This window comes from Pseudomonas sp. DC1.2, from assembly GCF_034351645.1.
Taxonomy (GTDB): Bacteria; Pseudomonadota; Gammaproteobacteria; order Pseudomonadales; family Pseudomonadaceae; genus Aquipseudomonas.
This window is the reverse complement of sequence record NZ_CP133782.1, coordinates 295,891-321,170: the sequence shown is the minus strand read 5'-3', so window position 1 is coordinate 321,170 and position 25,280 is coordinate 295,891. Positions and strand designations below refer to the sequence as shown.

Genomic DNA, 25,280 nt, shown 5'->3' with positions numbered 1-25,280 from the left:
AGCGCTACAACGGCTTAGCCGTTGAACACGTCATCCACGCTTTTCAGCGGGTAGTTCTTCGGGTACGGCAGGGTTGCCACACCGGTCTCGATCGCAGCCTTGGCCACGGCATCGGAGATCACGGTGATAAGACGTGCATCCATTGGTTTCGGGATGATGTACTCACGACCGAATTCCAGCTTGATGCCGCCATAGGCGTCGCACACTTCCTGAGGCACTGGCAGCTTGGCCAGTTCGCGCAGGGCGTTGGCCGCAGCCACTTTCATTTCTTCGTTGATACGCTTGGCGCGAACGTCCAGAGCACCACGGAAGATGAACGGGAAGCCGAGTACGTTGTTGACCTGGTTCGGGTAGTCCGAACGGCCAGTCGCCATGATCACGTCGTCACGGGTAGCGTGAGCCAGTTCCGGGGCGATTTCCGGATCCGGGTTCGAACACGCGAACACGATCGGGTTGGCCGCCATGGACTTCAGGCCTTCAGCGCTCAGCAGGTTCGGGCCGGACAGGCCGACGAACACGTCAGCACCGGTCAGGGCGTCTGCCAGGGTGCGCTTGTCGGTCGCGTGCGCGAAGACAGCTTTGTACTGGTTGAGGTCGTCACGGCCGGAGTGGATCACACCGGTGCGGTCAACCATGAAGATGTTTTCGATGTTGGCACCCATGCTCACCAGCAATTTCATGCAGGAGATGGCGGCCGCACCGGCGCCGAGGCAGACGATCTTGGCGTCAGCCAGGGTTTTACCAGCGATTTCCAAGGCGTTGATCATGCCGGCCGCGGTAACGATCGCAGTGCCGTGCTGGTCATCGTGGAACACCGGAATGTCGCACTGCTCGATCAGAGCACGTTCGATCTCAAAGCACTCTGGCGCCTTGATGTCTTCCAGGTTGATACCACCGAACGTGATGGAGATACGTTTAACGGTGTCGATGAAAGCTTGCGGGCTTTCAGCGTCGACTTCGATGTCGAACACGTCGATACCGGCAAAGCGCTTGAACAACACGCCTTTACCTTCCATGACGGGCTTGGAAGCCAATGGACCGAGATTACCCAGGCCGAGAATCGCGGTGCCATCGGAAATGACTGCAACCAGGTTGCCCTTGCCGGTGTATTTGTAGGCCAGTTCAGGATCGCGGGCGATTTCGCGTACTGGTTCTGCTACGCCGGGGCTGTAGGCCAGCGACAGATCGCGGGCGGTAGCAGTGGCCTTGGTGAGCTCGACACTCAGCTTCCCTGGACGAGGATAGGCATGATATTCGAGAGCGGCAGTTTTCAAATCAGACATGTGGGCATTCCGCTTTTTACTGTTGGACAGACGGACCGCCGAGGATACGCGTCTCGTAAAGTCCCTACAAGACTGACCAGTCACCCCTGTCAAGCGCCCAGCCCTACGACTTTGGGCCAAGAGCCACGGCGCACAAGGGTCTTACTGTTCACAATCAAAAGAAAAAATGTCTACAATTTTTCAGACTGCATTGCATTCAGCATCGACGGATCACTAAGAGGTTACCGCCAGCGCGACAACCTCTCCTTGAGCCCGCCACGGCGTGAACGGCCCAGAACCCAGCCACGAGCCTCTACTTACCTGCCTTTGAGCCACTCAAGAGCAGCGCTATCAAACTGTCGCAGCCCATTGGGTGCAACGTGCAATACAACCGAACCCTGCAAATCGATCAAAATCCCACCGCGATTGCGCTGAACGTTGCTCACACGCCCGCGGAGCACAACGAAAACAGACGGGCTGATCTGCTCTGCTTTCAGCACAGGAGAGTGTCGCCACAGTGCGAGCCCACTCTGACGCGCACGGCGTTCCGCGGATTGTTGGCAGTCGACTGGCGCGACATTCGGCGCTACCGACACGCCCGTTGCTGGCGGCGAACAGCGGACACAAAAAAGGCGCCCGCAAGGGACGCCTTTTTTAACAGCTGGGAAAAGCCCATCGGGCTTTTCAGCCTTACTCTGCAGCAGCAGGAGCCTTGGCTTTGCCGAAAGCACCGAAACGGTCTGCGAAGCGCTGTACACGACCGCCAGTATCCAGAGTCTTCTGCTTACCGGTGTAGAACGGGTGGCACTCGTTGCATACGTCAGTACCCAGTGGTTTGCACAGGTTCGAACGAGTTTCGAACTTGTTGCCGCAGCTGCAAGTTACTTGGATGGTTTCGTATGCTGGATGGATATCGGCTTTCATGGTGTATTCCTCAGGCTAGCGTGCCGCCACTCAACACTATTGTTGAATACCGCACGTAATTAGGCCGCGGATTCTACCAGACAATGGCAATCACGCAAGCTGTCGCTTACACCAGTCGTCTGCTAGGCTCCCGCCACTTAGCACGCCCCCACCGGTGATGCGCACAGCCTTTCATTTATTGCCCGCCCAACGAGAATCCCCCGCGTGCCCGACGCCATTTTGCGCCTAGCCCTGCCTTCGCCCCTGCGCCGCCTGTTCGATTACCGCGCCCCGGCCGGGGTTCTGCGCGCCCAGTTGCAGCCGGGCATGCGCCTGCGGGTGCCATTCGGCCGGCGGGAGATGATCGGTATTTTGGTGGAAGTCACCGATCACAGTGAAGTGCCTGTAGAAAAGCTTAAACCGGCCCTGGCCCTGCTCGACGCTACGCCACCGCTGCCGCCGGCATTGTTCAAACTGTGCCTGTGGACCTCTCAGTATTATCAACACAGCCTCGGCGATACGCTGAGCTGGGCATTGCCGGTACTGCTGCGTCAGGGCGAACTGGCCGAAGCTCGCCAGGAGCGCTTCTGGTCCGCCGCGCCAGGCGCCAGCCTGGATGACCCACGCATCGCCCGCGCGCCTCGCCAACGCGAGGCCCTCGCGACCCTGGCGCAACATCCTCACGGCGTCGCCCATCAGTTGCTGAGCAAACTGATGTTGAGCAAAGACAGCCTGGACCTGTTGCTGGCCAAAGATCTGGTGCAGGTGGAAATCCGCAAGCACGCCCCCGGCGCCCGCCACGAGCACTGGCTGGCGCAGCCGGAGCTGCCACTCAACCCGGAACAGCGCGCCGCTTACGAAGCCATCCGCGCAGGCTTCGACAGTTATCACGCGTTCCTGCTGGCCGGGGTCACTGGCAGCGGCAAAACCGAAGTCTATTTACAGCTGATCCGCGAAACCCTGGAGGCCGGTAAACAAGCGCTGGTGTTAATCCCCGAGATCAACCTCGGCCCGCAGACCCTGGCGCGGTTCGAGCAACGCTTCAATGCACGCATCGCCCTGATCCACTCGGCGGTTAACGACCGCGAGCGCCTCGAAGCCTGGCTTGCCGCGCGAGACGGCGAGGCGGACATTATTATCGGCACCCGTTCGGCGCTGTTCACGCCGATGAAAAATCCCGGGCTGATCATCATCGACGAAGAGCACGATGGCTCCTATAAACAGCAGGAAGGCCTGCGCTACCACGCACGGGATCTTGCGCTGGTTCGTGCCCGCCAGGAAAACATCCCGATTGTCCTCGGCTCTGCCACGCCTTCCCTGGAAAGCCTGCACAACGCCTACACCGGTCGTTATGGGCTCCTACGCCTGAACGAACGGGCCGGGGGGGCTAAACAACCGCGATTCCTGCGTCTGGATGTGAAAAGTCGTCCTCTCGATAGCGGTATTTCCGGACCGATGCAGCAAGCCATCGGCCAAACCCTGGCGGCCGGCCAGCAAGTATTGGTGTTTCTCAACCGTCGCGGCTTCGCACCGACACTGCTCTGCCATGACTGCGGCTGGATGTCCGAATGCCAGCGCTGCGATGCGCGGATGACCGTACACCAACGCTCAGGCGAGTTGCGCTGCCACCACTGTGGTTACGTCGAACGTGTGCCCAGGCATTGCCCGAAGTGCGGCAAGGTCGATTTGCGGCCCGTGGGTGCCGGCACCGAACGCGCTGAAGAACGGCTGGCGATTCTATTTCCGGACGTACCGGTGCTGCGGGTCGACCGTGACAGCACCTCGCGCAAAGATGCGATGAATCAGCTGTTTGCCACCATTCAGAAGGGCCAGCCGTGCATTCTGGTCGGCACGCAGATGCTTGCCAAAGGACATCACTTCCCGAGGGTGACCCTGGTCTCGATCCTGGATGCCGACGGCGGTCTGTTCTCAGGCGACTTCCGCGCCAGCGAGCGCATGGCGCAGTTGATTGTGCAGGTTGCAGGACGCGCGGGCCGGGCAGAAGAGCCGGGCAAAGTGATCATTCAGACGCACTTGGCGGACCACCCGCTACTGGTGCAATTAACCGAACAGGGCTATTTCGCCTTCGCCGAACAAGCCTTGAGCGAGCGCCGGTCGGCGGGGCTGCCGCCGTTTTCGCACTTGGCGTTGCTGCGCGCCGAAGCACACAAGCCAGGGCAGGCTGAAGCGTTTCTTGATGAAGCGTGCAGCGCCGCCGAACACTTGTTGGCCGAGCAGAAACTGACCGGTATTGAATTGCTGGGGCCGGTGCCGGCGCCAATGGAACGCCGGGCCGGGCGTTATCGTGCGCAGTTGTTGTTGCAAGCATCAGCCCGCGCACCGCTGCACCGACTGCTCAACAATTGGCTGCTGGTGCTGGAACAAATGCCCAGCGGGCGGGCGGTACGCTGGTCTTTGGACGTTGATCCCGTCGATTTGTATTAAGGGTTGGCTTGCTGTTGCGAGCAAGCTCGCTCTGCGGTGCGCGTGTGGCCCGACGGCCATCGTTGGGGAGCAAACCGGCATGCGAAGAGGCCTGATTTGTCACCACAGACCCATAACCTGCCCGCTATAGTTGGCAAGCCCGTGTTCGCCACGGATAATGCCCAGTTTTTCCACCCGCGCATCAAAGCGCCGCCGCGCTTGCGGTCGACAGAGACCACCATGAAAGACACCATTCGCCAGCTGATCCAACAAGCCATCACCCAACTCGTCAACGAAGGTGTGTTGCCTGAAGGCCTGTCGCCGGCGATCCAGGTGGAAAACTCCCGTGACAAGAAGAACGGCGACTTCGCCAGCAACATCGCCATGATGTTGGCCAAACCCGCTGGCATGAAGCCGCGTGACCTCGCGGAAAAAATCATCGCCGCGCTGCCGACTGATGAAAACGTCACCAAGACCGAAATCGCCGGCCCAGGCTTCCTGAACTTCTTCCAGAACACCCAGGCCCTGGCCTCGCGGCTGGACGCGGCCCTGGCTGACAACAACGTTGGCGTGCGCAAGGCCGGCCCGTTGCAGCGCACCGTGGTGGATCTTTCAGCGCCTAACCTGGCCAAAGAAATGCACGTTGGCCATTTGCGCTCAACCATCATTGGCGACGGCGTGGCCCGGGTGTTGGAGTTCCTCGGCGACACGGTTATCCGTCAAAACCATGTCGGTGACTGGGGCACCCAGTTCGGCATGCTGATGGCGTACCTGCAAGAAAACCCGATCACCAGCGACGAGCTGTCAGACCTGGAAAACTTCTACCGCGCCGCCAAACAACGCTTCGACGAATCCGCAGAGTTCGCGGACCGTGCCCGCGGCCTGGTGGTGAAATTGCAGGCCGGCGACGCTGAATGCCTGGCGCTGTGGTCGCGTTTCCGCGACATCTCACTGTCCCACTGCCAAGCGATCTATCAACAACTGAACGTCAAACTGAGCATGGCCGACGTGATGGGCGAAAGCGCCTACAACGACGACCTGATCAACGTGGTCAACGACCTCAAGGCCAAAGGTTTGCTGGTCGAAAGTAACGGCGCGCAATGCGTGTTCCTTGATGAATTCAAGAACGCCGATGGCGACCCGCTGCCGGTGATCATCGTTAAGGCTGACGGCGGCTACCTCTACGCCACCACCGACCTCGCCGCCGTGCGCTATCGCAGCGGCACACTGAAAGCTGATCGCGCGCTGTACTTCGTCGATCAGCGCCAGGCTTTGCACTTCCAGCAAGTGTTCCAGGTCGCGCGCCTGGCCGGTTTTGTCACGCACCCGATGGACATGGAACACATGGGCTTCGGCACCATGAACGGCGCCGATGGCCGTCCGTTCAAGACCCGTGATGGCGGCACTGTGAAGCTAATCGACCTGCTGAACGAAGCCAAGGACCGCGCCTACACACTGGTGAAAGAAAAAAACCCGGAGCTGGCCGAAGACGAACTGCGCAATATCGCCAAGGTCGTGGGCATTGGCGCGGTGAAATATGCCGATCTGTCCAAGCACCGTGCCAGCGACTACAGCTTCAACTTCGATCAGATGTTGAACTTCGAAGGCAACACCGCGCCATACCTGCTGTACGCCTACACGCGCGTGGCCGGCGTGTTTCGCAAGCTCGGCAAGGACTTCAGCGAAGTCGAAGGCCAGATCGTCCTCGAAGCCGCTCAAGAACACGACCTGGCCGCCAAGCTCGCCCAGTTCGGTGAAGTGCTGAACAACGTGAGCGACAAAGGCACGCCGCACATCCTGTGTACCTACCTGTACGATGTCGCCGGCCTGTTCTCCAGCTTCTACGAGAACTGCCCGATCCTCAGCGCCGACACCCCGACGCAAATGCAAAGCCGTCTGCGCCTCGCCGCGCTGACCGGCCGCACACTCAAGCAAGGCCTGGAACTCTTGGGTCTGGAAACTCTGGAGCGTATGTAAGTTGGCTGCCAAGAAAAAACCTGCACCCAAGCGTGGCGCCAGCCGCTATCAAGCCCCTGCGAAGAAACCGATTCCGGGCTGGTTGTGGATGGCCATCGGCCTGACCGTCGGCGCGTTCATCGTGTTCCTTATGAAGCTGGAGCCGGGCAAAGGCAGCGAAAGCGTCAAACGCGAAAAAATCGAACAGCAGAAGGCCAGCAAGATCGCCGAGGCCAACAAGACCCCGCCGAGCCCGACGCAACCGGTGAAGCCGAAGTACGACTTCTATACCTTGCTGCCGGAATCGGAAGTGATCGTGCCACCGGACGCCGTGCCGGAAAAAACCCTGCCGACACCACAAGTGCCGGCGATCCCGACCACGCCAGTTACGCCAGCCGAAGCGGCAAAAATCGACACCGCACGGGCGCAGGCAGCACTGGCCGGGATTACGCCACCACCGCCACCACCGGTGTCGAAAGCCGCGCCAGTGACCAAGTTCTTCCTGCAGGCCGGCTCGTTCCGCAAACAGGCTGACGCGGACAAGGTTCGGGCGCAGATCATCCTGCTCGGTCAGGCCGTGGCCGTTGAATCCGGCACGGTGAAAGACGAGACCTGGTATCGCGTATTGGTCGGACCGTTCAGCAACCGCGAACAACTGACCACCGCACAGAAACAACTGGCCGGCAGCGGCTTCAGCAACCTGTTGTTACAACAACGCCAAAGCCGCTAACCCTCGCCTGATTGCTCCCACGCCCACACCCCGTGGGAGCGATCATCCTCGGCACCGCTCGTCCCCTCTCCCGCCCCGCAGTTGAAAAACGCTCCACCACCCCCATATGAGTTGGCATAAGGCATTTTCGCCTCGCTGCGTGGAGACTCCCCCTTGACCACCATCGTTTCAGTTCGCCGCCACGGCAAAGTCGTCATGGGCGGCGACGGCCAGGTTTCTCTCGGCAATACCGTGATGAAAGGCAACGCGAAAAAAGTTCGCCGCCTATACCACGGCCAGGTCATCGCCGGGTTTGCCGGGGCCACCGCTGACGCCTTCACCCTCTTCGAGCGGTTCGAAGGCCAGCTTGAAAAACATCAAGGTCACCTGGTTCGCGCCGCCGTCGAACTCGCCAAAGAATGGCGTACAGACCGTTCCCTCAGCCGCCTCGAAGCCATGCTTGCAGTCGCCAACAAAGACGCCTCGCTGATCATCACCGGCAACGGCGATGTGGTCGAGCCAGAAAACGGATTGATCGCCATGGGCTCTGGTGGCGGCTACGCTCAAGCTGCCGCGAGCGCGCTGCTGAAGAAAACCGACCTGTCGGCCCGGGAAATCGTCGAAACCGCCCTGGGCATTGCTGGCGATATCTGCGTATTCACCAACCACAACATCACCATTGAGGAGCAGGACCTCGCGGAATAAGCCTGTTTTGGCCTCCGTGCCACGGCTCATTTTTGCTTGAGGACCGCCAACTACTATGTCCATGACTCCCCGTGAAATCGTCCACGAACTCAATCGCCATATCATCGGCCAGGACGATGCCAAACGCGCCGTCGCCATCGCACTGCGTAACCGCTGGCGCCGGATGCAACTGCCGGAAGAACTGCGCGTTGAAGTCACGCCAAAAAATATTCTGATGATCGGCCCGACCGGTGTAGGTAAAACCGAGATTGCCCGGCGCCTGGCCAAGCTGGCCAATGCACCCTTCATCAAGGTCGAAGCCACCAAGTTCACGGAAGTCGGCTATGTCGGCCGTGATGTCGAATCGATCATTCGTGACCTGGCCGACGCTGCCATCAAACTGCTGCGCGAACAGGAAATGACCAAGGTTCGCCATCGCGCCGAAGACGCCGCCGAAGAACGTATTCTCGACGCGTTGCTACCACCGGCTCGCATGGGTTTCAGCAACGATGATGCAGCGCCGGCAGGCGATTCCAATACCCGCCAACTGTTCCGCAAACGCCTGCGCGAAGGTCAGTTGGATGACAAGGAGATCGAAATCGAAGTCGCTGAAGTGGCGGGCGTCGATATCTCCGCGCCACCGGGTATGGAAGAAATGACCAACCAGTTGCAGAGCCTGTTCGCCAACATGGGCAAGGGCAAACGCAAGAGCCGTAAGCTCAAGGTCAAGGAAGCGCTGAAACTGGTGCGTGACGAAGAAGCCGGTCGCCTGGTCAATGAAGAAGAGTTGAAGGCCAAGGCCCTCGAAGCGGTTGAGCAGCACGGCATCGTGTTCATCGACGAAATCGACAAAGTTGCCAAGCGCGGCAACTCCGGCGGCGTCGATGTCTCACGCGAAGGCGTGCAGCGCGACCTGCTGCCGCTGATCGAAGGCTGCACCGTCAACACCAAGCTGGGCATGGTCAAAACTGACCACATCCTGTTCATCGCGTCCGGCGCGTTCCACCTGAGCAAGCCGAGCGATCTGGTGCCAGAGCTGCAAGGTCGCCTACCGATTCGGGTCGAACTGAAAGCGCTGACGCCTGAAGATTTCGAACGCATTCTCAGCGAGCCGCATGCGTCGCTGACCGAGCAATACCGCGAACTGCTGAAAACCGAGGGCCTGGCCATCGAGTTCCTGCCGGACGGTATCAAACGCTTGGCGGAAATTGCCTGGCAGGTCAACGAGAAGACCGAGAACATCGGCGCCCGCCGCCTGCACACCTTGCTTGAGCGGCTGCTTGAAGAAGTGTCGTTCAGCGCCGGCGACCTGGCCGGTGCCAATGACGGCAAGGCGATCCTGATTGACGCCGCTTACGTCAACAGCCACTTGGGCGAATTGGCCGAGAACGAAGACCTGTCCCGCTATATCCTGTAAGCCCTACTTACAGCGGTCGAGAACCTGTGGGAGCGAGCCAGCTCGCTCCCACAAAGTCCCGCACGCACCGGACATCCCGCCATGACCCAACTCCCCACCGCCATCAACCTGCACAAAGCCTCGAAAACCCTGACGCTGAAATACGCGTCCGGCGAGGAATATCATCTGCCCGCCGAATTCCTGCGGGTGCATTCACCCTCCGCCGAGGTCCAGGGCCACGGCAAACCCATCCTGCAATTTGGCAAGATCGCGGTAGGCCTGAGCAAGGTCGAGCCGGCCGGTCAGTACGCACTGAAATTAACCTTCGACGATGGTCACGACAGCGGGCTATTCACTTGGGAATATCTGTACGAGCTGGCGCGACGTCAGGACGCACTCTGGGATGATTATCTTGCCGAGCTCAAAGCCGCTGGCAAAACCCGCGATCCTGACCAGGCCGTTGTCAAGCTGATGCTCTAAGTCAGGCCTGTAGCTCTTTAGAGGGCATTTTCTAATTTCATCTGTTTGAATGCTGGACGGCGGTGCCGAGGATCGGCCTGCTTGCGAAAAAAATTAAACTCGGGTAACCAATAGAGCTGGCAAGTTCCCTGCACTGCTTTGTGTATTAAAAAGTAGACGATGCAGAATTAACGGTCACCCGAGCAGCAGTACCTGGCAGTGGCTGTGTGACTACGCAGCAGCATTCGGGTATTCGTCTCAGGACAATGGAGCGTCGTAGATGAGCAACAAGAACAACGATGACCTGAAGTATCAAGCCTCGGAAAACACCCTGGGGCTTAATCCCGTTGTTGGGCTACGTGGAAAGGACCTGCTCGCCTCTGCTCGGATGGTGCTGAGGCAGGCCATCAAACAACCGATTCACAGCGCCAAGCATGTCGCCCATTTCGGCCTTGAATTGAAGAACGTTCTGTTCGGCAAGTCGCAGTTACAGCCCGGTAGCGATGACCGTCGCTTCAACGATCCGGCCTGGAGCCAGAACCCCCTCTACAAACGCTACCTGCAAACTTACCTGGCGTGGCGCAAGGAACTCCACGACTGGATCGATGACAGCAACCTCTCGCCCAAAGATGTTGCCCGCGGGCATTTCGTGGTCAACCTCATGACCGAAGCCATGGCCCCCACCAACAGCGCGGCCAACCCGGCGGCAGTCAAACGCTTCTTTGAAACCGGCGGTAAAAGCCTGCTGGACGGCCTCTCCCACCTGGCCAAGGACATCGTGCATAACGGTGGCATGCCGAGCCAGGTCAACATGGGCGCCTTTGAAGTCGGCAAGAGCCTGGGCATCACCGAAGGCGCAGTGGTGTTTCGCAACGACGTGCTGGAGCTGATCCAATACCGTCCCATCACCGAACAGGTGTACGAACGCCCGCTGCTGGTGGTCCCACCGCAGATCAACAAGTTCTATGTGTTCGACCTCAGCCCGGACAAGAGCCTGGCGCGTTTCTGCCTGCGTAACAACGTGCAGACGTTCATTATCAGTTGGCGTAATCCGACCAAGGCTCAGCGCGAGTGGGGCCTGTCGACCTACATCGAAGCGCTGAAGGAGGCGGTGGATGTGGTCACCGCAATTACCGGCAGCAAAGACGTGAACATGCTGGGTGCCTGCTCCGGCGGGATTACCTGCACCGCCCTGCTGGGCCACTACGCTGCGATCGGCGAGAAAAAAGTCAACGCACTGACCCTGCTGGTCAGCGTGCTGGATACCACCCTGGACAGCGACGTTGCCCTGTTCGTCGACGAGCAAACGCTCGAAGCTGCCAAGCGCCACTCCTACCAGGCTGGTGTGCTCGAAGGTCGCGACATGGCAAAAGTCTTCGCCTGGATGCGGCCCAACGACCTGATCTGGAACTACTGGGTCAACAACTACCTGTTAGGCAATGAGCCACCAGTGTTCGACATTCTGTTCTGGAACAACGACACCACTCGCTTGCCCGCCGCCTTCCATGGCGACTTGATCGAGATGTTCAAAAACAACCCGCTGATTCGCCCGAATGCACTGGAAGTGTGCGGAACCGCGATTGACCTCAAGCAAGTCACTGCCGACATCTTTTCCCTGGCAGGCACCAACGACCACATCACGCCGTGGAAGTCCTGCTACAAATCAGCACAGCTGTTTGGCGGCAAGGTCGAGTTCGTGTTGTCCAGCAGTGGGCACATCCAAAGCATTCTGAACCCGCCGGGCAACCCGAAATCGCGCTACATGACCAGCATTGATATGCCGGTGAAAGCCGAGGACTGGCAAGAAAACTCAACCAAACATACGGACTCGTGGTGGCTGCACTGGCAAGCATGGCAGGCCGAGCGTTCGGGCAAGCTGAAAAAATCTCCGACCACACTGGGCAATAAGACGTACAACGCCGGCGAAGCTGCGCCGGGCACTTACGTCCATGAGCGGTAGCTGACACACCTCTCTCCCCTGTGGGAACGGGCTTGCGCGCAATGACGGTAGCAGCTTCAGCCGACGTGCTGACTGACTCACCGCTATCGCGAGCAAGCCTGCTACAACAAGCGGGTCGAGGATGAATTTGAGAGAGTGACCCACAGGGCCTGAAGCATGCCGCAACCGTTCATATTCCGTACCGTCGAACTGGATGGCCAGACCCTTCGCACGGCAGTACGCCCCGGCAAGCCTCACTTGACGCCTTTGCTGATTTTCAATGGCATTGGGGCCAACCTGGAGCTGGTGTTTCCGTTCGTCGCAGCACTCGACCCGGACCTCGAAGTTATTGCTTTCGACGTCCCGGGGGTCGGTGGTTCATCGACGCCAAACCGTCCGTATCGCTTCCCCGGCCTGGCCAAACTCACGGCACGAATGCTCGACTATCTCGATTATGGGCAAGTCAACGTGATCGGCGTGTCGTGGGGCGGAGCACTGGCGCAACAGTTCGCCTACGACTATCCCGAGCGTTGCAAGAAACTGGTCCTGGCAGCCACGGCAGCCGGGGCGGTGATGGTGCCGGGCAAACCGAAAGTGCTGTGGCTGATGGCCAGTCCGCGACGCTACATTCAGCCATCCCATGTGATCCGCATCGCCCCGATGATCTACGGTGGCTCGTTCCGCCGCGACCCGACACTGGCCGCCAGCCACGCTGCCAAGGTGCGTTCGGCGGGCAAGCTCGGTTACTACTGGCAACTGTTCGCCGGTCTCGGCTGGACCAGCATTCACTGGCTGCACAAGATTCATCAGCCGACGCTGGTGTTGGCCGGCGACGACGATCCGCTGATTCCGCTGATTAACATGCGCATGCTCGCCTGGCAAATTCCCAATGCGCAGTTGCACATCATCGATGACGGGCATCTGTTTCTGATTACCAGGGCCGAAGCGGTGGCGCCGATCATCATGAAATTTCTTGAAGAAGAGCGTCAGCGTGCGGTGATGCACCCGCACCCGGCACCGCAGGGCAGTTAAACCGACCCGGCTTTTGTTTGCGAAAAGTGCGCGGCAGGACGCCGCACCGCGCAACAACCCGTAACAGCGTCTATGGTGATCTGGTTCGGTTTGTTGTTTTTGGCCTGATGACGAAGGAGTGTTAACTCATGCGAGACAAACCAGCGACGAGCTCGTTGCCCACGCCCGCCGCCTTCATCAACGCACAAAGCGCGATTACTGGTCTGCGCGGCCGGGATCTGTTTTCGACCCTGCGCAGCGTCGCGGCCCATGGTTTGCGCAACCCATTGCACAGCGCCAGGCACGCACTGAAGCTCGGAGGCCAACTGGGCCGAGTGCTGCTGGGCGAAACCCTGCATCCGACCAATCCGCACGACAACCGTTTTGCCGACCCGGCGTGGAGCCTCAACCCGTTTTACCGACGCAGCTTGCAGGCGTATTTAAGCTGGCAAAACCAGGTCAAAAGCTGGATCGACGAAAGCCACATGAGCCCCGATGATCGCGCCCGCGCGCACTTTGCATTCGCGCTGCTCAACGATGCCGTGGCGCCGTCCAATACCCTGCTCAATCCACTGGCGCTCAAAGAGATTTTCAACTCCGGCGGCAACAGCCTGGTGCGCGGCGCCAGCCACTTGATCGACGACTTCCTGCACAACGACGGGCTGCCCAGGCAGGTCACCAAACAGGCTTTCGAGGTGGGTAAAACCGTCGCCACCACCAGCGGCTCCGTGGTGTTTCGCAACGAACTGCTGGAACTGATCCAGTACAAGCCGATGAGCGAGAAGCAATACGCCAAACCACTGCTGGTGGTGCCACCGCAAATCAACAAATACTACATTTTCGACCTGAGCCCGGCGAACAGCTTCGTCCAGTTCGCCCTGAAAAACGGCCTGCAAACCTTCATGATCAGCTGGAGGAACCCGGACGTGCGCCATCGGGAATGGGGGCTCTCGACTTACGTTGAGGCGGTGGAAGAGGCGATGAACGTCTGCCGCGCAATCACCGGAGCCCGCGAGGTCAACCTAATGGGCGCGTGCGCCGGCGGCCTGACCATCGCTGCACTGCAAGGGCACTTACAAGCCAAACGCCAACTGCGACGCGTCTCCAGTGCGACTTATCTGGTCAGCCTGCTCGACAGCCAAATGGACAGCCCGGCCACGCTGTTCGCCGACGAACAATCCTTGGAAGCCGCCAAGCGCCGCTCCTACCAAAAGGGCGTCCTGGAGGGGCGCGACATGGCTAAAGTGTTCGCCTGGATGCGCCCCAACGATTTGATCTGGAGCTACTTCGTCAACAACTACCTGCTGGGTAAAGAGCCGCCTGCGTTCGACATCCTCTATTGGAACAACGACAACACCCGGTTGCCAGCGGCGTTCCATGGCGACCTGCTGGACTTCTTCAAGCACAACCCGTTGAGCCATGCCGGCGGCCTCGAAGTCTGCGGCACGCCAATCGACTTACAGAAAGTCACCGTCGACAGCTTCAGCGTGGGCGGTATTAACGACCACATCACGCCGTGGGATGCGGTGTATCGCTCAACGCTGCTGCTGGGAGGCGAGCGGCGTTTCGTGCTCTCCAACAGCGGCCATGTCCAAAGCATTCTCAACCCGCCAAGCAACCCTAAAGCCAACTATGTCGAAAACGCCAAACTGAGCAGCGACCCTCGCGCCTGGTATTACGACGCCAAACAAGTCAACGGCAGTTGGTGGCCCCAATGGCTCGCCTGGGTTCAAGAACGCTCTGGTGCACAGAGGGAAACCCTGATGACCCTGGGCAACCAGAACTACCCACCGCTGGAGGCGGCACCGGGTACTTACGTTCACGTGCGCTGATATTCAACGAGCCACGGTCGACACCGACCGTGGTCTGACTCGACCATTAAGAAGACTGGATGAAAACCCGCGACCGGATCCTCGAATGTGCCCTTCAGTTGTTCAACCACAAGGGCGAACCGAACGTTTCAACCATGGAAGTTGCCAATGAAATGGGCATCAGCCCAGGTAATCTCTACTACCACTTCCACGGCAAGGAGCCGTTGATTCTCGGACTATTCGAGCGCTTCCAGAATGAACTGGCACCGTTGCTCGATCCGCCGCCCAACGTGCAACTGGCCCCCGAAGATTACTGGCTGTTCTTGCACCTGATCGTGGAGCGCCTCGCGCATTACCGGTTTCTGTTTCAGGACCTGTCGAACCTGGCAGGGCGCCTGCCGAAACTGGCCAAGGGCATCCGCAACCTGCTCAATGCGCTGAAACGCACGCTGGCGTCATTACTCGCGCGGTTGAAGGCTCAAGGACAGTTAGTCAGCGATACGCAGGCATTGGGGCAGCTGGTGGAACAGATCACCATGACGTTGCTGTTTTCCCTGGATTACCAGCGGATTCTTGATCGTGAAGGTGAAGTGCGGCTGGTGGTGTACCAGATCATGATGCTGGTGGCGCCGCATTTGCTGCCGCCGATCAAGGCTGCGACCGAGCAACTCGCGTTGCAGTACCTCGAAGAACACGACTGACCCCGGCGGGAGCAAACAAGCTCGGTCCCACAGGGGCACAGCGGTGTTGATAGAACTGAGCCTAAAAACGCCCGGCCCTTGCAGGCTGGGCGTGATCGTCAGGACTGACTGGTTGGCGTCGATGGAGCTGACGCGGCAGTCGGGGTAGCAGCGGGGGTCGGCGCAGCAACGGAGTTCGTTGTGCTGGCCGACGCTGCCGGTTTGGCGGCAGTCACTGCGGGTTTCGGTGCGGCCGCTTTCGGAGCGGTCGCTTTTTTCACCGCAGGCTTTTTGGCAGCGGCGGGTTTGGCCGCTGCGGTTTTTGCCACCGGCTTGGCGGCGGGCTTGGCTACAGGTTTAGCCGCGGCTTTAGCGGCAACTGCTTTGGCGGCCGGCTTGGCGGCGGCTGGTTTTGCAGCGGCCGTCTTGGCAGCAGGCTTAGCCGCCGCTTTCGCAGCAGGTTTAGCAGCAGCCTTCACCAGCGGCTTGGCCGCTGTTTTAGTGGCGGGTTTGGCCGCTGCGGTTTTCGCTGCCACAGGCGCAACTTTGGCGCCCGTAAGTTTTTCGATTTGCTTGGTCAGGGTATCGACCTTGCTGTGCAGCGCTTTGACTTCATTGCGGCTCGGTACACCCAGGCGTGAAATGGCGCTGTTCAAGCGCTTGTCGAAAGCCCCCTCCAGCTCATCCCACTTGCCCAGCGCGCGGTCTTTCACATCGCTGAGACGCGACTTGGCCGACGAAGCAGTGTCCTTGGCGGCATCGACTTTTTTGCCGACAGCGTTTTTGGTGAGCTTCTCGGCTTTCTCGCCGTCTTTAACCAATGTATCGAAGAGCTTGCTGCCGTCAGTGTCGATCTTCGAGTACACGCCTAAACCAGCCAGCCAGATTTTGCGGGAGTAGTCTTCGACTTTCCCGATCCACGAGCTGCCTTCTTTTTCAGTATTCTTTTTACCAGCCATCCCGTTCTCCTTAAGATTTACGCGCGACACGTTCGAGCAATGCCGTCAGCTCATCGAGCTTAGCAGAGAGTGTCTCGACGTCATGTTTAGACGGAATGCCGATACGATTCAAGGCACTTGCAACACGCGAGTCAAAAGCCTTCTCGACCTTGTCGAGTTGAACTTCAACCTTGCCTTTGAACGTGCTCACTTCACTCTTGGCGTCATCAATCTCGGCATTGGCCGCTTCAAGTTTCTCGGCAACTACTTTTTTGCCTTTCTTTTCAACCGTTTGACCAGCCTTGATCAACTCTTGAAAGTACTCGCTACCTTCTTGACCAACCTTGGTATAGGCACCGAGGCCCGCCAGCCAGACCTTGCGGGCATAGGATTTAACGTCGTGCAAAGCACTCGTCGATGTGTCGATTTTTTTCTTCGAAATAACATTGGCCATGATGCACCTCACGCGCAGAAAGGTTGAGGAACTGCCCGCGAAAGTGTCGGGCTCTGGCACAAAGTAGGACGAAAAATTAGAAACGGCACCCTAACAACTGACATAAAACCCTGGGGACATTGCCCCCTCCAAAAGTCAGACCGAATCAGGCCAACGCTTTATCAAGGGCCTTTTCGATTTCCGATTTGATGGTGCCACTCATCGCCGACATCAACAGTCCCAACTCGACATCAACCTTGATCGAGTCTTCACCCACATGCACCGCGCCTTTCACACCCGAACGCTTGAGGTTCAGGGTATCGCCGGACCATTGCGGCTCTACGCCATATTGATCGGAGAGTTTCTGCGCCAACTTTTCGGCCTTCGCCCGGGCCGCTTCCTTGCCCAGGTCGTGGGCACGCTCAACACTAATACGGGCCATCGAATGACTCCTGCTTTATAAATATTTTTCCCGACATCTTGACCACTGCTGCGGCAAAACGTCCCGGTGGTTGCGTATCTTACCTTTAGGCATGCCAAGACAAAGCCCGCCACCGGGATTAGAATGTCCCGCATTCTCTTCTGGTGACAGCGATATGACTGATCAGCGCAAAGGCAGCGATGCCGAACCCACCACACACTTCGGTTTCAAAAACGTTCCGGAAAGCCAAAAAGCGGAAAAAGTCGCTGAGGTGTTCCACTCAGTAGCCGCCAAGTACGACCTGATGAACGACCTCCTGTCGGGCGGCATGCACCGTTTGTGGAAGCGTTTTGCCATCGAGCTGTCGGGTGTTCGCACCGGTAACCGCGTGCTGGATATCGCCGGCGGTACGGGCGACCTGACTAAAAAATTCTCGCACCTCGTTGGTCCGAGCGGCCAAGTGGTGTTAGCCGACATCAATGAATCCATGCTCAAGGTCGGCCGTGACCGCCTGCTGGATCTGGGTGTGGCCGGTAACGTCGAATTCGTGCAGGCCGATGCGGAAAAACTGCCGTTCCCTGACAACCATTTCGACTGCGTGACCATCGCCTTCGGCTTGCGCAACGTTACCCACAAAGAAGACGCGTTGCGCTCGATGCTGCGTGTGCTCAAACCGGGCGGTCGTCTGCTGGTGCTGGAGTTCTCCAAGCCTACCAACGCGCTGATGTCCAAAGCCTACGATGCCTACTCGTTCGCCTTCATGCCGCTGATGGGCAAGCTGATCACCAATGATTCGGAAAGCTATCGCTACCTGGCCGAATCGATCCGCATGCACCCGAATCAGGAAACCTTGAAGTCGATGATGGTCGAAGCCGGTTTCGACCGCGTGACCTACCACAACATGACCGCAGGTATCGTCGCCCTGCACCGCGGCATCAAGCCCTGATGTTACTGGCCGGCCTACTCGCCAGTGTCGAACTTGGCCTGAACCGGGTGCTGCGCCTCGACAGCACCGCACTGCCGCGCCTGGCGCATTTGACCGGCAAAGTGATTGCAGTCGATTGCCGCAGCCCGGCGCTGCAACTGTTCATCCTGCCCAGCGACGAAGGCTTGATGTTGGCCTCCCAGTGGGAAACCGGCGCTGACTGCACCTTGCGTGCGCCGGCCTCCAGCCTGTTGAAACTGGCAATGAGCAAGGACAAAACCTCGATCTTGCACAGCCCGCACGTCGAACTCGATGGCGACAGCGGCGTGCTGCTCGAACTGGCCGCAGTCTTGCAAGACCTTGAGCTGGACTGGGAGTACGAACTCTCGCGCTGGCTCGGCCCGGTCGCCACGCAGTTAGTCGGCGGTCATCTGCGCAGCCGCGCACGCTTTTATCAGCAAGGGTTCGCCAGCCTGAACCAGAACCTCGGTGAATACCTGGCCGAAGAATCGCGCGCCCTCGTCGGCCTGCGTGAAGCCGAAGCCCGCTTCAATGAACTGGACCAGATCAAACTCGATCTGGAACGTCTCGAGGCGCGTTTCGAGCGCCTTTCCCGATCCCTCGACCCAAGCGATAACGCATGAAGCTGCTTGCCGTCCGCCGTTTGTTGCGCATCCAGCGCGTCGTGATCCGCTACCGCCTCGATGACCTGCTGTTCGCCCTTCCACTGCCCTGGTTCCTGCTGGCGCTGCGCTACGCCTTGCCGTGGCGCTGGTTCCCGCGTAAGACGCTGGACCTGAGCCGTGGCGCACGATTGCGCCTGGCATTGCAGGACCTGGGACCGATTTTCATCAAGTTCGGCCAGATTCTGTCGACGCGCCGCGACCTGCTGCCCGAAGACATCGCCGATGAGCTGATGAAGCTGCAAGACCGCGTGCCGCCGTTCGACTCGCAAGTGTCGATCAGGCTGATCGAAGAACAGCTCGGTAAAAAAATCAGTGAGGTCTTCGCCCGCTTCGATGTAGAACCCCTGGCGTCGGCTTCGGTGGCTCAGGTACACGCCGCGCAACTGAAAACCGGCGAAGAAGTGGTGGTCAAGGTGATCCGTCCGGGGCTGAAACTGATCATTGCCCAAGACCTCGCATGGCTATTTATTCTCGCCCGCGCCGCTGAACGGCTGTCGGCCGACGCACGCCTGCTGCACCCGGTGGACGTGGTCCAGGACTACGAAAAAACCATTTACGACGAACTCGACCTGCTGCGCGAGGCGGCGAACGCCAGCCAGTTGAAGCGCAACTTCGAAGGCTCGCCGCTGCTGTACGTACCGCAAGTCTATTGGGACTGGTGCCGCCCGAAAGTGCTGGTGATGGAGCGCATCTACGGAGTTCAAGTCACTGACCTCGCGACCCTGGCCGACCAACGCACCGACATGAAGATGCTCGCCGAGCGCGGCGTAGAAATTTTCTTCACCCAAGTGTTCCGCGACAGTTTCTTCCACGCCGACATGCACCCCGGCAACATTTTTGTCAGCACCGTGAACCCCTGGAGCCCGCAGTACATTGCGATTGACTGCGGCATCGTTGGCAGCCTGACCCCGGAAGACCAGGACTACCTGGCGCGTAATCTGTTCGCGTTCTTCAAACGTGATTACCGCCGCGTGGCGCAGTTGCACATCGATTCCGGCTGGGTGCCGGCGGAAACCAAACTCAACGAATTCGAAGCGGCGATTCGAACGGTGTGCGAGCCAATCTTCGAAAAACCGTTAAAAGATATTTCCTTCGGCCAAGTGCTGATGCGCCTGTTCCAGACCGCTCGCCGTTTCAATATGGAAGTGCAGCCGCAACTCGTTCTGCTGCAAAAAACCCTGTTGAACATCGAAGGCCTCGGCCGTCAGTTGTACCCGGACCTGGACTTGTGGAACACCGCCCAGCCGTTCCTCGAACGCTGGATGCGCGAGCGTGTCAGCCCAAAAACCTTGATCGGCAACGTACAGAGCCAGTTCGAACAACTGCCGCACCTGGCCAACATGGCTCGCGATCTGCTTGAGCGTATGTCCCAACCTCATGCCTACGACCCTCCGCCACCTTGGCACAAGCGCAAGGACGACTGGTTCCTGCGGCTGCTGGGCTGTGCGCATCTGGCGGGCGGCGCTATTGTGCTGGCTGGCGGTCCGCTTAGCGAACTGGGTCATTGGCCGGCCGGCATCATGCTGGCCGTCGGTTTGTATCTGGTCGTTCGCCGATAGCCAGAGCTCCCGCACGCTGGCACACTGTTTCAACGCCTGTGCCCGACTAATGAAGTGTTGGGCCCGCTGTCGGAGTCGAAGATGAAAAACTGGCTGGACGAGATCAAGTGGGACGCCGATGGCCTGGTGCCAGCGATTGCACAGGATCACAAGACCGGGCGCGTCCTGATGATGGCCTGGATGAACCGCGAAGCGCTAGAACTGAGCGCTGCCGAGAACCGTGCCATTTACTGGTCACGTTCCCGTGGCAAGTTGTGGCGCAAAGGCGAAGAGTCCGGCCACGTGCAGACCCTGCATGAGATGCGCCTGGACTGCGACGCCGATGTCATCATTCTCATGGTCGAGCAGATCGGCGATATCGCTTGCCATACCGGCCGCCAGAGCTGCTTCTACCGCGTCTTCGAAAACGGCGACTGGAAAACCGTCGACCCTGTTCTCAAGGATCCGCACGCCATCTATTCCGCAGGACACACCCATGAGTGACACGTTGACCCGTCTGGCCCAAGTGCTGGAAGAGCGCAAAGGCGCTGCCGCCGACAGCTCGTATGTCGCCAGCCTGTACCACAAGGGCTTGAACAAGATTCTGGAGAAAGTGGGCGAAGAGTCGGTCGAAACCATCATTGCCGCGAAGGATGCCGCTATCAGCGGTGACTGCAGCGATGTGATCTACGAAACCGCCGATTTGTGGTTCCACAGCATGGTCATGCTGGCCCAACTGGGGCAGCATCCACAGGCTGTACTCGATGAACTGGACCGTCGCTTCGGTCTGTCCGGACACGTCGAGAAAGCCTCGCGTCCGTCCGCCTGAACAACTATTTGAGAGGAGCAGCAGCATGGGCATTTTTGACTGGAAACACTGGATCGTCATCCTGGTTGTCGTGGTGCTGGTGTTCGGCACCAAGAAACTGAAAAACCTCGGCACTGACGTCGGCGAGTCGATCAAGGGCTTTCGCAAAGCCATGAACGATGAAGAGAAGCCGGTTGACCCGACCGTGACCCCGGCCCAACCGGTTCCGCCCGTTCAACCACAGTCCACTTCACCTCTGAACCACCCGCACACCATTGACGTGCAGGCGCAGAAAGTCGAAGAGCCGATCCGCAAAGACGTGTGAGCACTGACTAATGTTTGGTATCAGCTTCTCTGAACTGCTGCTCGTCGGCCTCGTCGCCCTGCTGGTCCTTGGCCCCGAGCGTCTGCCGGGTGCTGCGCGCACCGCCGGCCTGTGGATCGGGCGGCTGAAGCGCAGCTTCAACGCGATCAAACAGGAAGTCGAACGTGAAATCGGTGCCGACGAGATTCGTCGGCAACTGCACAACGAACACATCCTGTCGCTTGAGCAGGAGGCGCGTAAAATTTTCTCGCCGACGCAGCAAGACGCGACGCCGGTTGAGCCGGTGGCCGCCCAGACGATTCATGCGCCGGCGGCTGACGCGCCTGTGCCCACCGTTGCGACGGCTGCACCTGCACCCGTTGTCGCAACAACCCCTAAAGAACCTGCTGCTCCTGCTGCCGCGCCGACGACGCCGGCTCCTCACGACCCTACATTGCCGCCGCGAGTCTCATGAGCGATATTCCTGAAAACGACCAGCACATGCCGTTGGTTTCGCACCTCACCGAGTTGCGTACCCGCCTGCTGCGTTGTGTAGCAGCGATTTTTATCATTTTTGCCGGGCTGTTCGCGTTCACCCAGCAGATCTACACCTTTGTTTCCATACCGCTGCGGGCGTACTTGCCGGCCGGCGCGACGATGATTGCCACTGACGTCTCCTCGCCGTTTCTGACGCCGTTGAAACTGACCATGATGGTTTCGTTGTTCCTGGCGATTCCGGTAATCCTGCACCAAATCTGGGGTTTCATCGCACCAGGGCTGTATAAGCATGAGAAGCGCATTGCAGTGCCGCTGCTGGTTTCCAGCATCCTGTTGTTCTACACCGGCATGGCATTCGCGTATTTCCTGGTGTTCCCACTGATCTTCAAGTTCTTCGCTGCCGCCACCCCGGCCGGCGTGGAAATGATGACCGACATCACCAGCTACCTCGATTTCGTCATGACGCTGTTCTTCGCTTTCGGCGTGGCGTTCGAAATACCGGTGGCCGTGGTGCTGCTGGTGTGGATCGGCGTAGTCGACGTCAAATACCTGAAGAAAATTCGCCCCTACGTGGTCATCGGCTGCTTTGTTGTCGGGATGATCCTGACACCGCCCGATATCTTCTCGCAGACACTGCTGGCCATACCGATGTGGTTGCTGTTCGAAATCGGCATCCTGTTCGGCAGCTTGATCAGCAAACGCGGTGACCACCCGGACGATCAACCGGCTGACGATCACAACGACCAGCCGCCAGCGACTCAGCCGTGAACCTGCTGCTGCTCGAAGAGGCCGATTTCATTGCGCCCGACCGAGTGCTCCTGCACGATCGCCGGCTGACGCACATGCATGAAGTCCATCGCTGTGAAGTGGGTGACAGCTTGCGTGTCGGGCGCATCGGCGGGCTGATGGGTTCGGCGCACGTGCTGCGCCTGGAAGCCGGCGAAGCCGAACTGCACGTCACGCTTGATCAATCGCCACCGGCCAAACTGCCGTTGACCCTGGTGCTGGCGCTGCCTCGCCCGAAGATGCTGCGCCGGATATTCCAGACCATCGCCACCATGGGTGTGTCACGGGTCATTCTGGTCAACAGCTACCGCGTCGAGAAGAGCTTCTGGCAGACACCGTTCCTGGACCCCGAGGCGATTCGTGAGCAATTGATCCTCGGCCTGGAGCAGGCCCGAGACTGCATACTGCCGCAGATCATCATCGAGAAGCGCTTCAAACCGTTTGTCGAAGATCGCCTGCCCGCCATCAGCGAGGGCACCCTCGGCCTCGTGGGCCACCCCGGCCTTTACCCGCCCTGCCCCCGTAGCGTGGACGAAGCCGTCACCCTGGCCATCGGCCCAGAAGGTGGCTGGATTCCCTACGAAATCGAGCTGTTGAGAAAGTCTGGCCTGCAACCGGTACAACTCGGCGATCGCATCCTGCGTGTTGAAACCGCCGTCACCGCGCTGCTCGCACGGCTGTTCTAAACAAACCGCCACCCCGCGACCAAAGGCGCCTACAGATTCCGTCCCGCACGCCGATATGCTTCCCATAAAACCAACTTGTGGTCCAAGGGGAATAGCAGCATGTACCGATGGCTAGCCGAGAAACTGGGAAACGTCAGCGTTAATCGTAAACTGGGTGTCGGCTTCGGTCTGGTCCTGCTCCTGACCCTGTTAATTACCTTCACCGGCTGGACCGGCCTGACCGGTGTCATGAGCCGTGGTGACAAGCTAGGGTTTATTTCCAGCCTCACTGAGCTGACCAAAGACTTGCGACTGGCCCGCCTCGACTACGAAATGCGCCGTGGCGAACAAGGCCCTGGCGTGGTCAACGAGCTGCTGGGGCAACTTGAAGCCGGCCTGCAAACCGCACGCAAACTGATCGAGCAACCCGCTGACGTGGCGCTGATCGATCAGCAACTGGCCGCGGTCAACCAGTACAGACAAGCTTTCATCGCCATGACTCAGGCCGGAGCCAATCGCGAAGACGCTCGTAACAAGCTGGGAGCCAACGCGGACAACGCCGTGGTCAAAGTCTCGGAAGTCGAGAAGTCCCTGCTGCAAGGCGACAACATTGCCCAGTTCAACAGCGTGATCGACCTGAGCAAACTGATCCAGCAAGCACGCTTCCAGGTCCGCGGCTACACCTACAGTGCCAAGACCGAAGCCGAGCAACCCGCGCTGGACGCCATCGACAACGCGCTGAAAAGCCTCGAAGGCCTGACAGCCAAACTGCCGGAGCAATACACCGCCAACCTGCAACAGGCCACCGATTCGCTCAAAGCCTATCGCGCCGCCGTCAGCCAGTTTCGCGACTCACAGCTCGCCAGTGCCGCCGCCCTGAAGCGCATGAGCGAACAGGGCGACATCATGCTCGACGTCAGCAAAAAACTGACCGTCTCGCAAACGGTCGTCCGCGACACCGACGCCGACCACGCCAAGAGCCTGCTGCTGATGTCCTCGGTACTGGCGCTGGTCTTTGGTTTGCTCGCTGCGCTCGCCATCACTCGTCAGATTGTCATTCCCTTGAGCCAGACCCTCAACGTCGCTGAGCGCGTCGCCGCTGGCGACTTGACCCACAACCTCGTTTCACTGCGCAAGGATGAACTGGGCCAGCTTCAGCGCGCCATGCAGAGCATGACCGTGGGCCTGCGTGAATTGATCGGAGGCATCAGCCAAGGTGTCACGCAAATCGCCAGCGCCGCCCAAGCGCTGTCCGCCGTGACCGAGCAAACCAGTGCCGGGGTCAACAGCCAGAAGATTGAGACTGATCAGGTGGCCACCGCCATGCACGAAATGACCGCCACCGTGCAGGAAGTGGCACGCAACGCCGAGGAAGCGTCAGAAGCCGCAGTTGCCGCAGACCAACAAGCCCGCGAAGGCGACAAAGTAGTCGGCGAAGCCATTGCTCAGATCGAGCGCCTGGCCAAGGAAGTGGGCAACTCCACCGAAGCCATGAGTCATCTCAAACGCGAGAGCGACAAGATCGGCAGCGTGCTCGACGTGATCAAGTCCGTGGCCCAACAAACCAATCTGCTGGCGCTGAACGCCGCCATCGAAGCCGCCCGCGCCGGTGAAGCCGGACGCGGCTTTGCGGTGGTGGCCGACGAAGTGCGCAGCCTGGCGCAGCGCACGCAAAAGTCTACCGAGGAAATCGAAGAGTTGATCGTCGGCCTGCAAGCCGGCACCCAACAAGTTTCGACCATCATGGATAACAGCCGCGCCCTGACCGACAGCAGCGTCGAACTGACCCGTCGCGCCGGCGGCTCGCTGGAAAACATCACACGCACCGTGTCGGCAATTCAGTCGATGAATCAGCAGATCGCGGCGGCAGCCGAACAACAAAGCGCCGTGGCAGAAGAAATTAACCGCAGCGTACTGAACGTGCGCGACGTGTCCGAGCAAACCTCGGCCGCCAGTGAAGAGACCGCGGCGTCCAGCGTTGAGCTGGCGCGGTTGGGCACGCAGTTGCAGGTGTTGGTCGGCAAGTTCAAGGTTTAGTCGGTCA

Annotated in this window: 25 protein-coding genes and 2 pseudogenes; 21 read left to right on the top strand and 6 right to left on the bottom strand. The window is 59.3% G+C overall.

The window, feature by feature from the left end:
* Window positions 1–14 precede the first annotated feature (14 nt).
* The 3 genes and pseudogenes from RHM68_RS01490 to rpmE all read right to left on the bottom strand — a co-directional run bounded on the left by RHM68_RS01490 (window position 15) and on the right by rpmE (window position 2,186).
* The gene (locus RHM68_RS01490; protein WP_322220189.1) at window positions 15–1,283 is read right to left on the bottom strand and encodes a malic enzyme-like NAD(P)-binding protein; all 1,269 of its coding nucleotides are present in this window, start codon (window positions 1,281–1,283) and stop codon (window positions 15–17) included.
* 221 nt (window positions 1,284–1,504) lie between these two features.
* A pseudogene (locus RHM68_RS01485) lies at window positions 1,505–1,858 on the bottom strand (thermonuclease family protein); the annotation flags it as partial.
* Between the two features lie 94 nt (window positions 1,859–1,952).
* Window positions 1,953–2,186 carry a 50S ribosomal protein L31 gene (gene rpmE, locus RHM68_RS01480; RefSeq protein WP_322220188.1) on the bottom strand — a complete coding sequence of 78 codons (234 nt, stop codon included), beginning with the start codon at window positions 2,184–2,186 and terminating at the stop codon, window positions 1,953–1,955.
* A 204-nt stretch (window positions 2,187–2,390) separates the two neighbouring features.
* On the opposite strand from rpmE, the gene RHM68_RS01475 reads away from it, so the two are divergent.
* From RHM68_RS01475 to RHM68_RS01430, 10 genes are all read left to right on the top strand, one after another.
* Window positions 2,391–4,610 (top strand): primosomal protein N', encoded by a 2,220-nt coding sequence (locus tag RHM68_RS01475; protein ID WP_322220187.1) that lies wholly within the window; start codon window positions 2,391–2,393, stop codon window positions 4,608–4,610.
* 219 nt (window positions 4,611–4,829) lie between these two features.
* The gene (gene argS / locus RHM68_RS01470; protein ID WP_322220186.1) at window positions 4,830–6,566 is read left to right on the top strand and encodes an arginine--tRNA ligase; all 1,737 of its coding nucleotides are present in this window, start codon (window positions 4,830–4,832) and stop codon (window positions 6,564–6,566) included.
* A 1-nt stretch (window position 6,567) separates the two neighbouring features.
* On the top strand, window positions 6,568–7,275 hold the full coding sequence (locus tag RHM68_RS01465) for an SPOR domain-containing protein (protein WP_322220185.1): 708 nt from the start codon (window positions 6,568–6,570) through the stop codon (window positions 7,273–7,275).
* A 153-nt stretch (window positions 7,276–7,428) separates the two neighbouring features.
* Window positions 7,429–7,959: an ATP-dependent protease subunit HslV gene (gene hslV / locus RHM68_RS01460; RefSeq protein WP_322220184.1), complete on the top strand. Its 531-nt coding sequence runs from the start codon at window positions 7,429–7,431 to the stop codon at window positions 7,957–7,959.
* 55 nt (window positions 7,960–8,014) lie between these two features.
* Window positions 8,015–9,355 (top strand): ATP-dependent protease ATPase subunit HslU, encoded by a 1,341-nt coding sequence (gene hslU, locus RHM68_RS01455; protein WP_322220183.1) that lies wholly within the window; start codon window positions 8,015–8,017, stop codon window positions 9,353–9,355.
* 81 nt (window positions 9,356–9,436) lie between these two features.
* Entirely contained in the window at window positions 9,437–9,814 is a 378-nt protein-coding gene (locus RHM68_RS01450) for a DUF971 domain-containing protein (protein ID WP_322220182.1), read from the top strand.
* A gap of 259 nt (window positions 9,815–10,073) precedes the next feature.
* Entirely contained in the window at window positions 10,074–11,753 is a 1,680-nt protein-coding gene (gene phaC, locus RHM68_RS01445; protein WP_322220181.1) for a class II poly(R)-hydroxyalkanoic acid synthase, read from the top strand.
* A gap of 156 nt (window positions 11,754–11,909) precedes the next feature.
* On the top strand, window positions 11,910–12,764 hold the full coding sequence (gene phaZ, locus RHM68_RS01440; RefSeq protein WP_322220180.1) for a poly(3-hydroxyalkanoate) depolymerase: 855 nt from the start codon (window positions 11,910–11,912) through the stop codon (window positions 12,762–12,764).
* Between the two features lie 128 nt (window positions 12,765–12,892).
* Window positions 12,893–14,575: a class II poly(R)-hydroxyalkanoic acid synthase gene (phaC, locus tag RHM68_RS01435; RefSeq protein ID WP_322220179.1), complete on the top strand. Its 1,683-nt coding sequence runs from the start codon at window positions 12,893–12,895 to the stop codon at window positions 14,573–14,575.
* 59 nt (window positions 14,576–14,634) lie between these two features.
* Window positions 14,635–15,255, top strand: a complete 621-nt coding sequence (locus RHM68_RS01430) for a TetR/AcrR family transcriptional regulator (RefSeq protein WP_322220178.1) — start codon at window positions 14,635–14,637, stop codon at window positions 15,253–15,255.
* Between the two features lie 98 nt (window positions 15,256–15,353).
* On the opposite strand, the gene RHM68_RS01425 is transcribed toward RHM68_RS01430, so the two are convergent.
* From RHM68_RS01425 to RHM68_RS01415, 3 genes are all read right to left on the bottom strand, one after another.
* Window positions 15,354–16,193: a phasin family protein gene (locus RHM68_RS01425; protein WP_322220177.1), complete on the bottom strand. Its 840-nt coding sequence runs from the start codon at window positions 16,191–16,193 to the stop codon at window positions 15,354–15,356.
* A gap of 10 nt (window positions 16,194–16,203) precedes the next feature.
* Window positions 16,204–16,626, bottom strand: coding sequence for a phasin family protein (locus RHM68_RS01420; protein ID WP_322220176.1), 423 nt, complete (start codon window positions 16,624–16,626; stop codon window positions 16,204–16,206).
* Between the two features lie 145 nt (window positions 16,627–16,771).
* Complete coding sequence (locus tag RHM68_RS01415; RefSeq protein WP_322220175.1) at window positions 16,772–17,047, bottom strand: polyhydroxyalkanoic acid system family protein; 276 nt, start codon at window positions 17,045–17,047, stop codon at window positions 16,772–16,774.
* A gap of 154 nt (window positions 17,048–17,201) precedes the next feature.
* Here RHM68_RS01415 and ubiE point away from each other — a divergent pair, with 154 nt between their 5' ends.
* The 11 genes and pseudogenes from ubiE (at window position 17,202) to RHM68_RS26595 (ending at window position 25,273) form a co-directional block, all read left to right on the top strand.
* Window positions 17,202–17,972 (top strand): bifunctional demethylmenaquinone methyltransferase/2-methoxy-6-polyprenyl-1,4-benzoquinol methylase UbiE, encoded by a 771-nt coding sequence (gene ubiE / locus RHM68_RS01410; RefSeq protein ID WP_322220174.1) that lies wholly within the window; start codon window positions 17,202–17,204, stop codon window positions 17,970–17,972.
* The gene (locus tag RHM68_RS01405; RefSeq protein WP_322220173.1) at window positions 17,972–18,595 is read left to right on the top strand and encodes an SCP2 domain-containing protein; all 624 of its coding nucleotides are present in this window, start codon (window positions 17,972–17,974) and stop codon (window positions 18,593–18,595) included. Before ubiE ends, RHM68_RS01405 begins: the two co-directional genes overlap by 1 nt.
* Complete coding sequence (gene ubiB, locus RHM68_RS01400) at window positions 18,592–20,196, top strand: ubiquinone biosynthesis regulatory protein kinase UbiB (protein ID WP_322220172.1); 1,605 nt, start codon at window positions 18,592–18,594, stop codon at window positions 20,194–20,196. The genes RHM68_RS01405 and ubiB overlap by 4 nt, the downstream gene beginning before the upstream one ends.
* An 81-nt stretch (window positions 20,197–20,277) precedes the next feature.
* On the top strand, window positions 20,278–20,679 hold the full coding sequence (hisI, locus tag RHM68_RS01395) for a phosphoribosyl-AMP cyclohydrolase (protein WP_054054645.1): 402 nt from the start codon (window positions 20,278–20,280) through the stop codon (window positions 20,677–20,679).
* A complete protein-coding gene (locus tag RHM68_RS01390; RefSeq protein WP_003220849.1) occupies window positions 20,672–21,004 on the top strand; it encodes a phosphoribosyl-ATP diphosphatase in 333 nt (110 codons plus the stop codon). The genes hisI and RHM68_RS01390 overlap by 8 nt, the downstream gene beginning before the upstream one ends.
* A 25-nt stretch (window positions 21,005–21,029) precedes the next feature.
* Window positions 21,030–21,308 (top strand): twin-arginine translocase TatA/TatE family subunit, encoded by a 279-nt coding sequence (locus tag RHM68_RS01385; protein WP_322220171.1) that lies wholly within the window; start codon window positions 21,030–21,032, stop codon window positions 21,306–21,308.
* 10 nt (window positions 21,309–21,318) lie between these two features.
* Window positions 21,319–21,762: a Sec-independent protein translocase protein TatB gene (gene tatB / locus RHM68_RS01380; RefSeq protein ID WP_322220170.1), complete on the top strand. Its 444-nt coding sequence runs from the start codon at window positions 21,319–21,321 to the stop codon at window positions 21,760–21,762.
* Window positions 21,759–22,553 (top strand): twin-arginine translocase subunit TatC, encoded by a 795-nt coding sequence (tatC, locus tag RHM68_RS01375; protein ID WP_322220169.1) that lies wholly within the window; start codon window positions 21,759–21,761, stop codon window positions 22,551–22,553. The genes tatB and tatC overlap by 4 nt, the downstream gene beginning before the upstream one ends.
* Window positions 22,550–23,257: a 16S rRNA (uracil(1498)-N(3))-methyltransferase gene (locus RHM68_RS01370; RefSeq protein ID WP_322220168.1), complete on the top strand. Its 708-nt coding sequence runs from the start codon at window positions 22,550–22,552 to the stop codon at window positions 23,255–23,257. The genes tatC and RHM68_RS01370 overlap by 4 nt, the downstream gene beginning before the upstream one ends.
* A 99-nt stretch (window positions 23,258–23,356) precedes the next feature.
* Window positions 23,357–24,415, top strand: a pseudogene (locus RHM68_RS26600) (methyl-accepting chemotaxis protein); the annotation flags it as partial.
* The gene (locus tag RHM68_RS26595; RefSeq protein ID WP_416195234.1) at window positions 24,401–25,273 is read left to right on the top strand and encodes a methyl-accepting chemotaxis protein; all 873 of its coding nucleotides are present in this window, start codon (window positions 24,401–24,403) and stop codon (window positions 25,271–25,273) included. The pseudogene RHM68_RS26600 and the gene RHM68_RS26595, both read left to right, overlap by 15 nt.
* The last annotated feature ends 7 nt before the right edge of the window (window positions 25,274–25,280 follow it).

Excerpts from the sequence above, each read along its gene's own strand:
- RHM68_RS01490 (WP_322220189.1), bottom strand. The coding sequence starts at position 1,283 with ATGTCTGATTTGAAAACTGCCGCTCTCGAATATCATGCCTATCCTCGT.
- rpmE (WP_322220188.1), bottom strand. The coding sequence starts at position 2,186 with ATGAAAGCCGATATCCATCCAGCATACGAAACCATCCAAGTAACTTGC.
- argS (WP_322220186.1), top strand. The coding sequence starts at position 4,830 with ATGAAAGACACCATTCGCCAGCTGATCCAACAAGCCATCACCCAACTC.
- hslU (WP_322220183.1), top strand. The coding sequence starts at position 8,015 with ATGTCCATGACTCCCCGTGAAATCGTCCACGAACTCAATCGCCATATC.
- RHM68_RS01450 (WP_322220182.1), top strand. The coding sequence starts at position 9,437 with ATGACCCAACTCCCCACCGCCATCAACCTGCACAAAGCCTCGAAAACC.
- phaC (WP_322220181.1), top strand. The coding sequence starts at position 10,074 with ATGAGCAACAAGAACAACGATGACCTGAAGTATCAAGCCTCGGAAAAC.
- phaZ (WP_322220180.1), top strand. The coding sequence starts at position 11,910 with ATGCCGCAACCGTTCATATTCCGTACCGTCGAACTGGATGGCCAGACC.
- phaC (WP_322220179.1), top strand. The coding sequence starts at position 12,893 with ATGCGAGACAAACCAGCGACGAGCTCGTTGCCCACGCCCGCCGCCTTC.
- RHM68_RS01430 (WP_322220178.1), top strand. The coding sequence starts at position 14,635 with ATGAAAACCCGCGACCGGATCCTCGAATGTGCCCTTCAGTTGTTCAAC.
- RHM68_RS01425 (WP_322220177.1), bottom strand. The coding sequence starts at position 16,193 with ATGGCTGGTAAAAAGAATACTGAAAAAGAAGGCAGCTCGTGGATCGGG.
- RHM68_RS01420 (WP_322220176.1), bottom strand. The coding sequence starts at position 16,626 with ATGGCCAATGTTATTTCGAAGAAAAAAATCGACACATCGACGAGTGCT.
- RHM68_RS01415 (WP_322220175.1), bottom strand. The coding sequence starts at position 17,047 with ATGGCCCGTATTAGTGTTGAGCGTGCCCACGACCTGGGCAAGGAAGCG.
- ubiE (WP_322220174.1), top strand. The coding sequence starts at position 17,202 with ATGACTGATCAGCGCAAAGGCAGCGATGCCGAACCCACCACACACTTC.
- RHM68_RS01405 (WP_322220173.1), top strand. The coding sequence starts at position 17,972 with ATGTTACTGGCCGGCCTACTCGCCAGTGTCGAACTTGGCCTGAACCGG.
- ubiB (WP_322220172.1), top strand. The coding sequence starts at position 18,592 with ATGAAGCTGCTTGCCGTCCGCCGTTTGTTGCGCATCCAGCGCGTCGTG.
- hisI (WP_054054645.1), top strand. The coding sequence starts at position 20,278 with ATGAAAAACTGGCTGGACGAGATCAAGTGGGACGCCGATGGCCTGGTG.
- RHM68_RS01390 (WP_003220849.1), top strand. The coding sequence starts at position 20,672 with ATGAGTGACACGTTGACCCGTCTGGCCCAAGTGCTGGAAGAGCGCAAA.
- RHM68_RS01385 (WP_322220171.1), top strand. The coding sequence starts at position 21,030 with ATGGGCATTTTTGACTGGAAACACTGGATCGTCATCCTGGTTGTCGTG.
- tatB (WP_322220170.1), top strand. The coding sequence starts at position 21,319 with ATGTTTGGTATCAGCTTCTCTGAACTGCTGCTCGTCGGCCTCGTCGCC.
- tatC (WP_322220169.1), top strand. The coding sequence starts at position 21,759 with ATGAGCGATATTCCTGAAAACGACCAGCACATGCCGTTGGTTTCGCAC.
- RHM68_RS26595 (WP_416195234.1), top strand. The coding sequence starts at position 24,401 with ATGCAGAGCATGACCGTGGGCCTGCGTGAATTGATCGGAGGCATCAGC.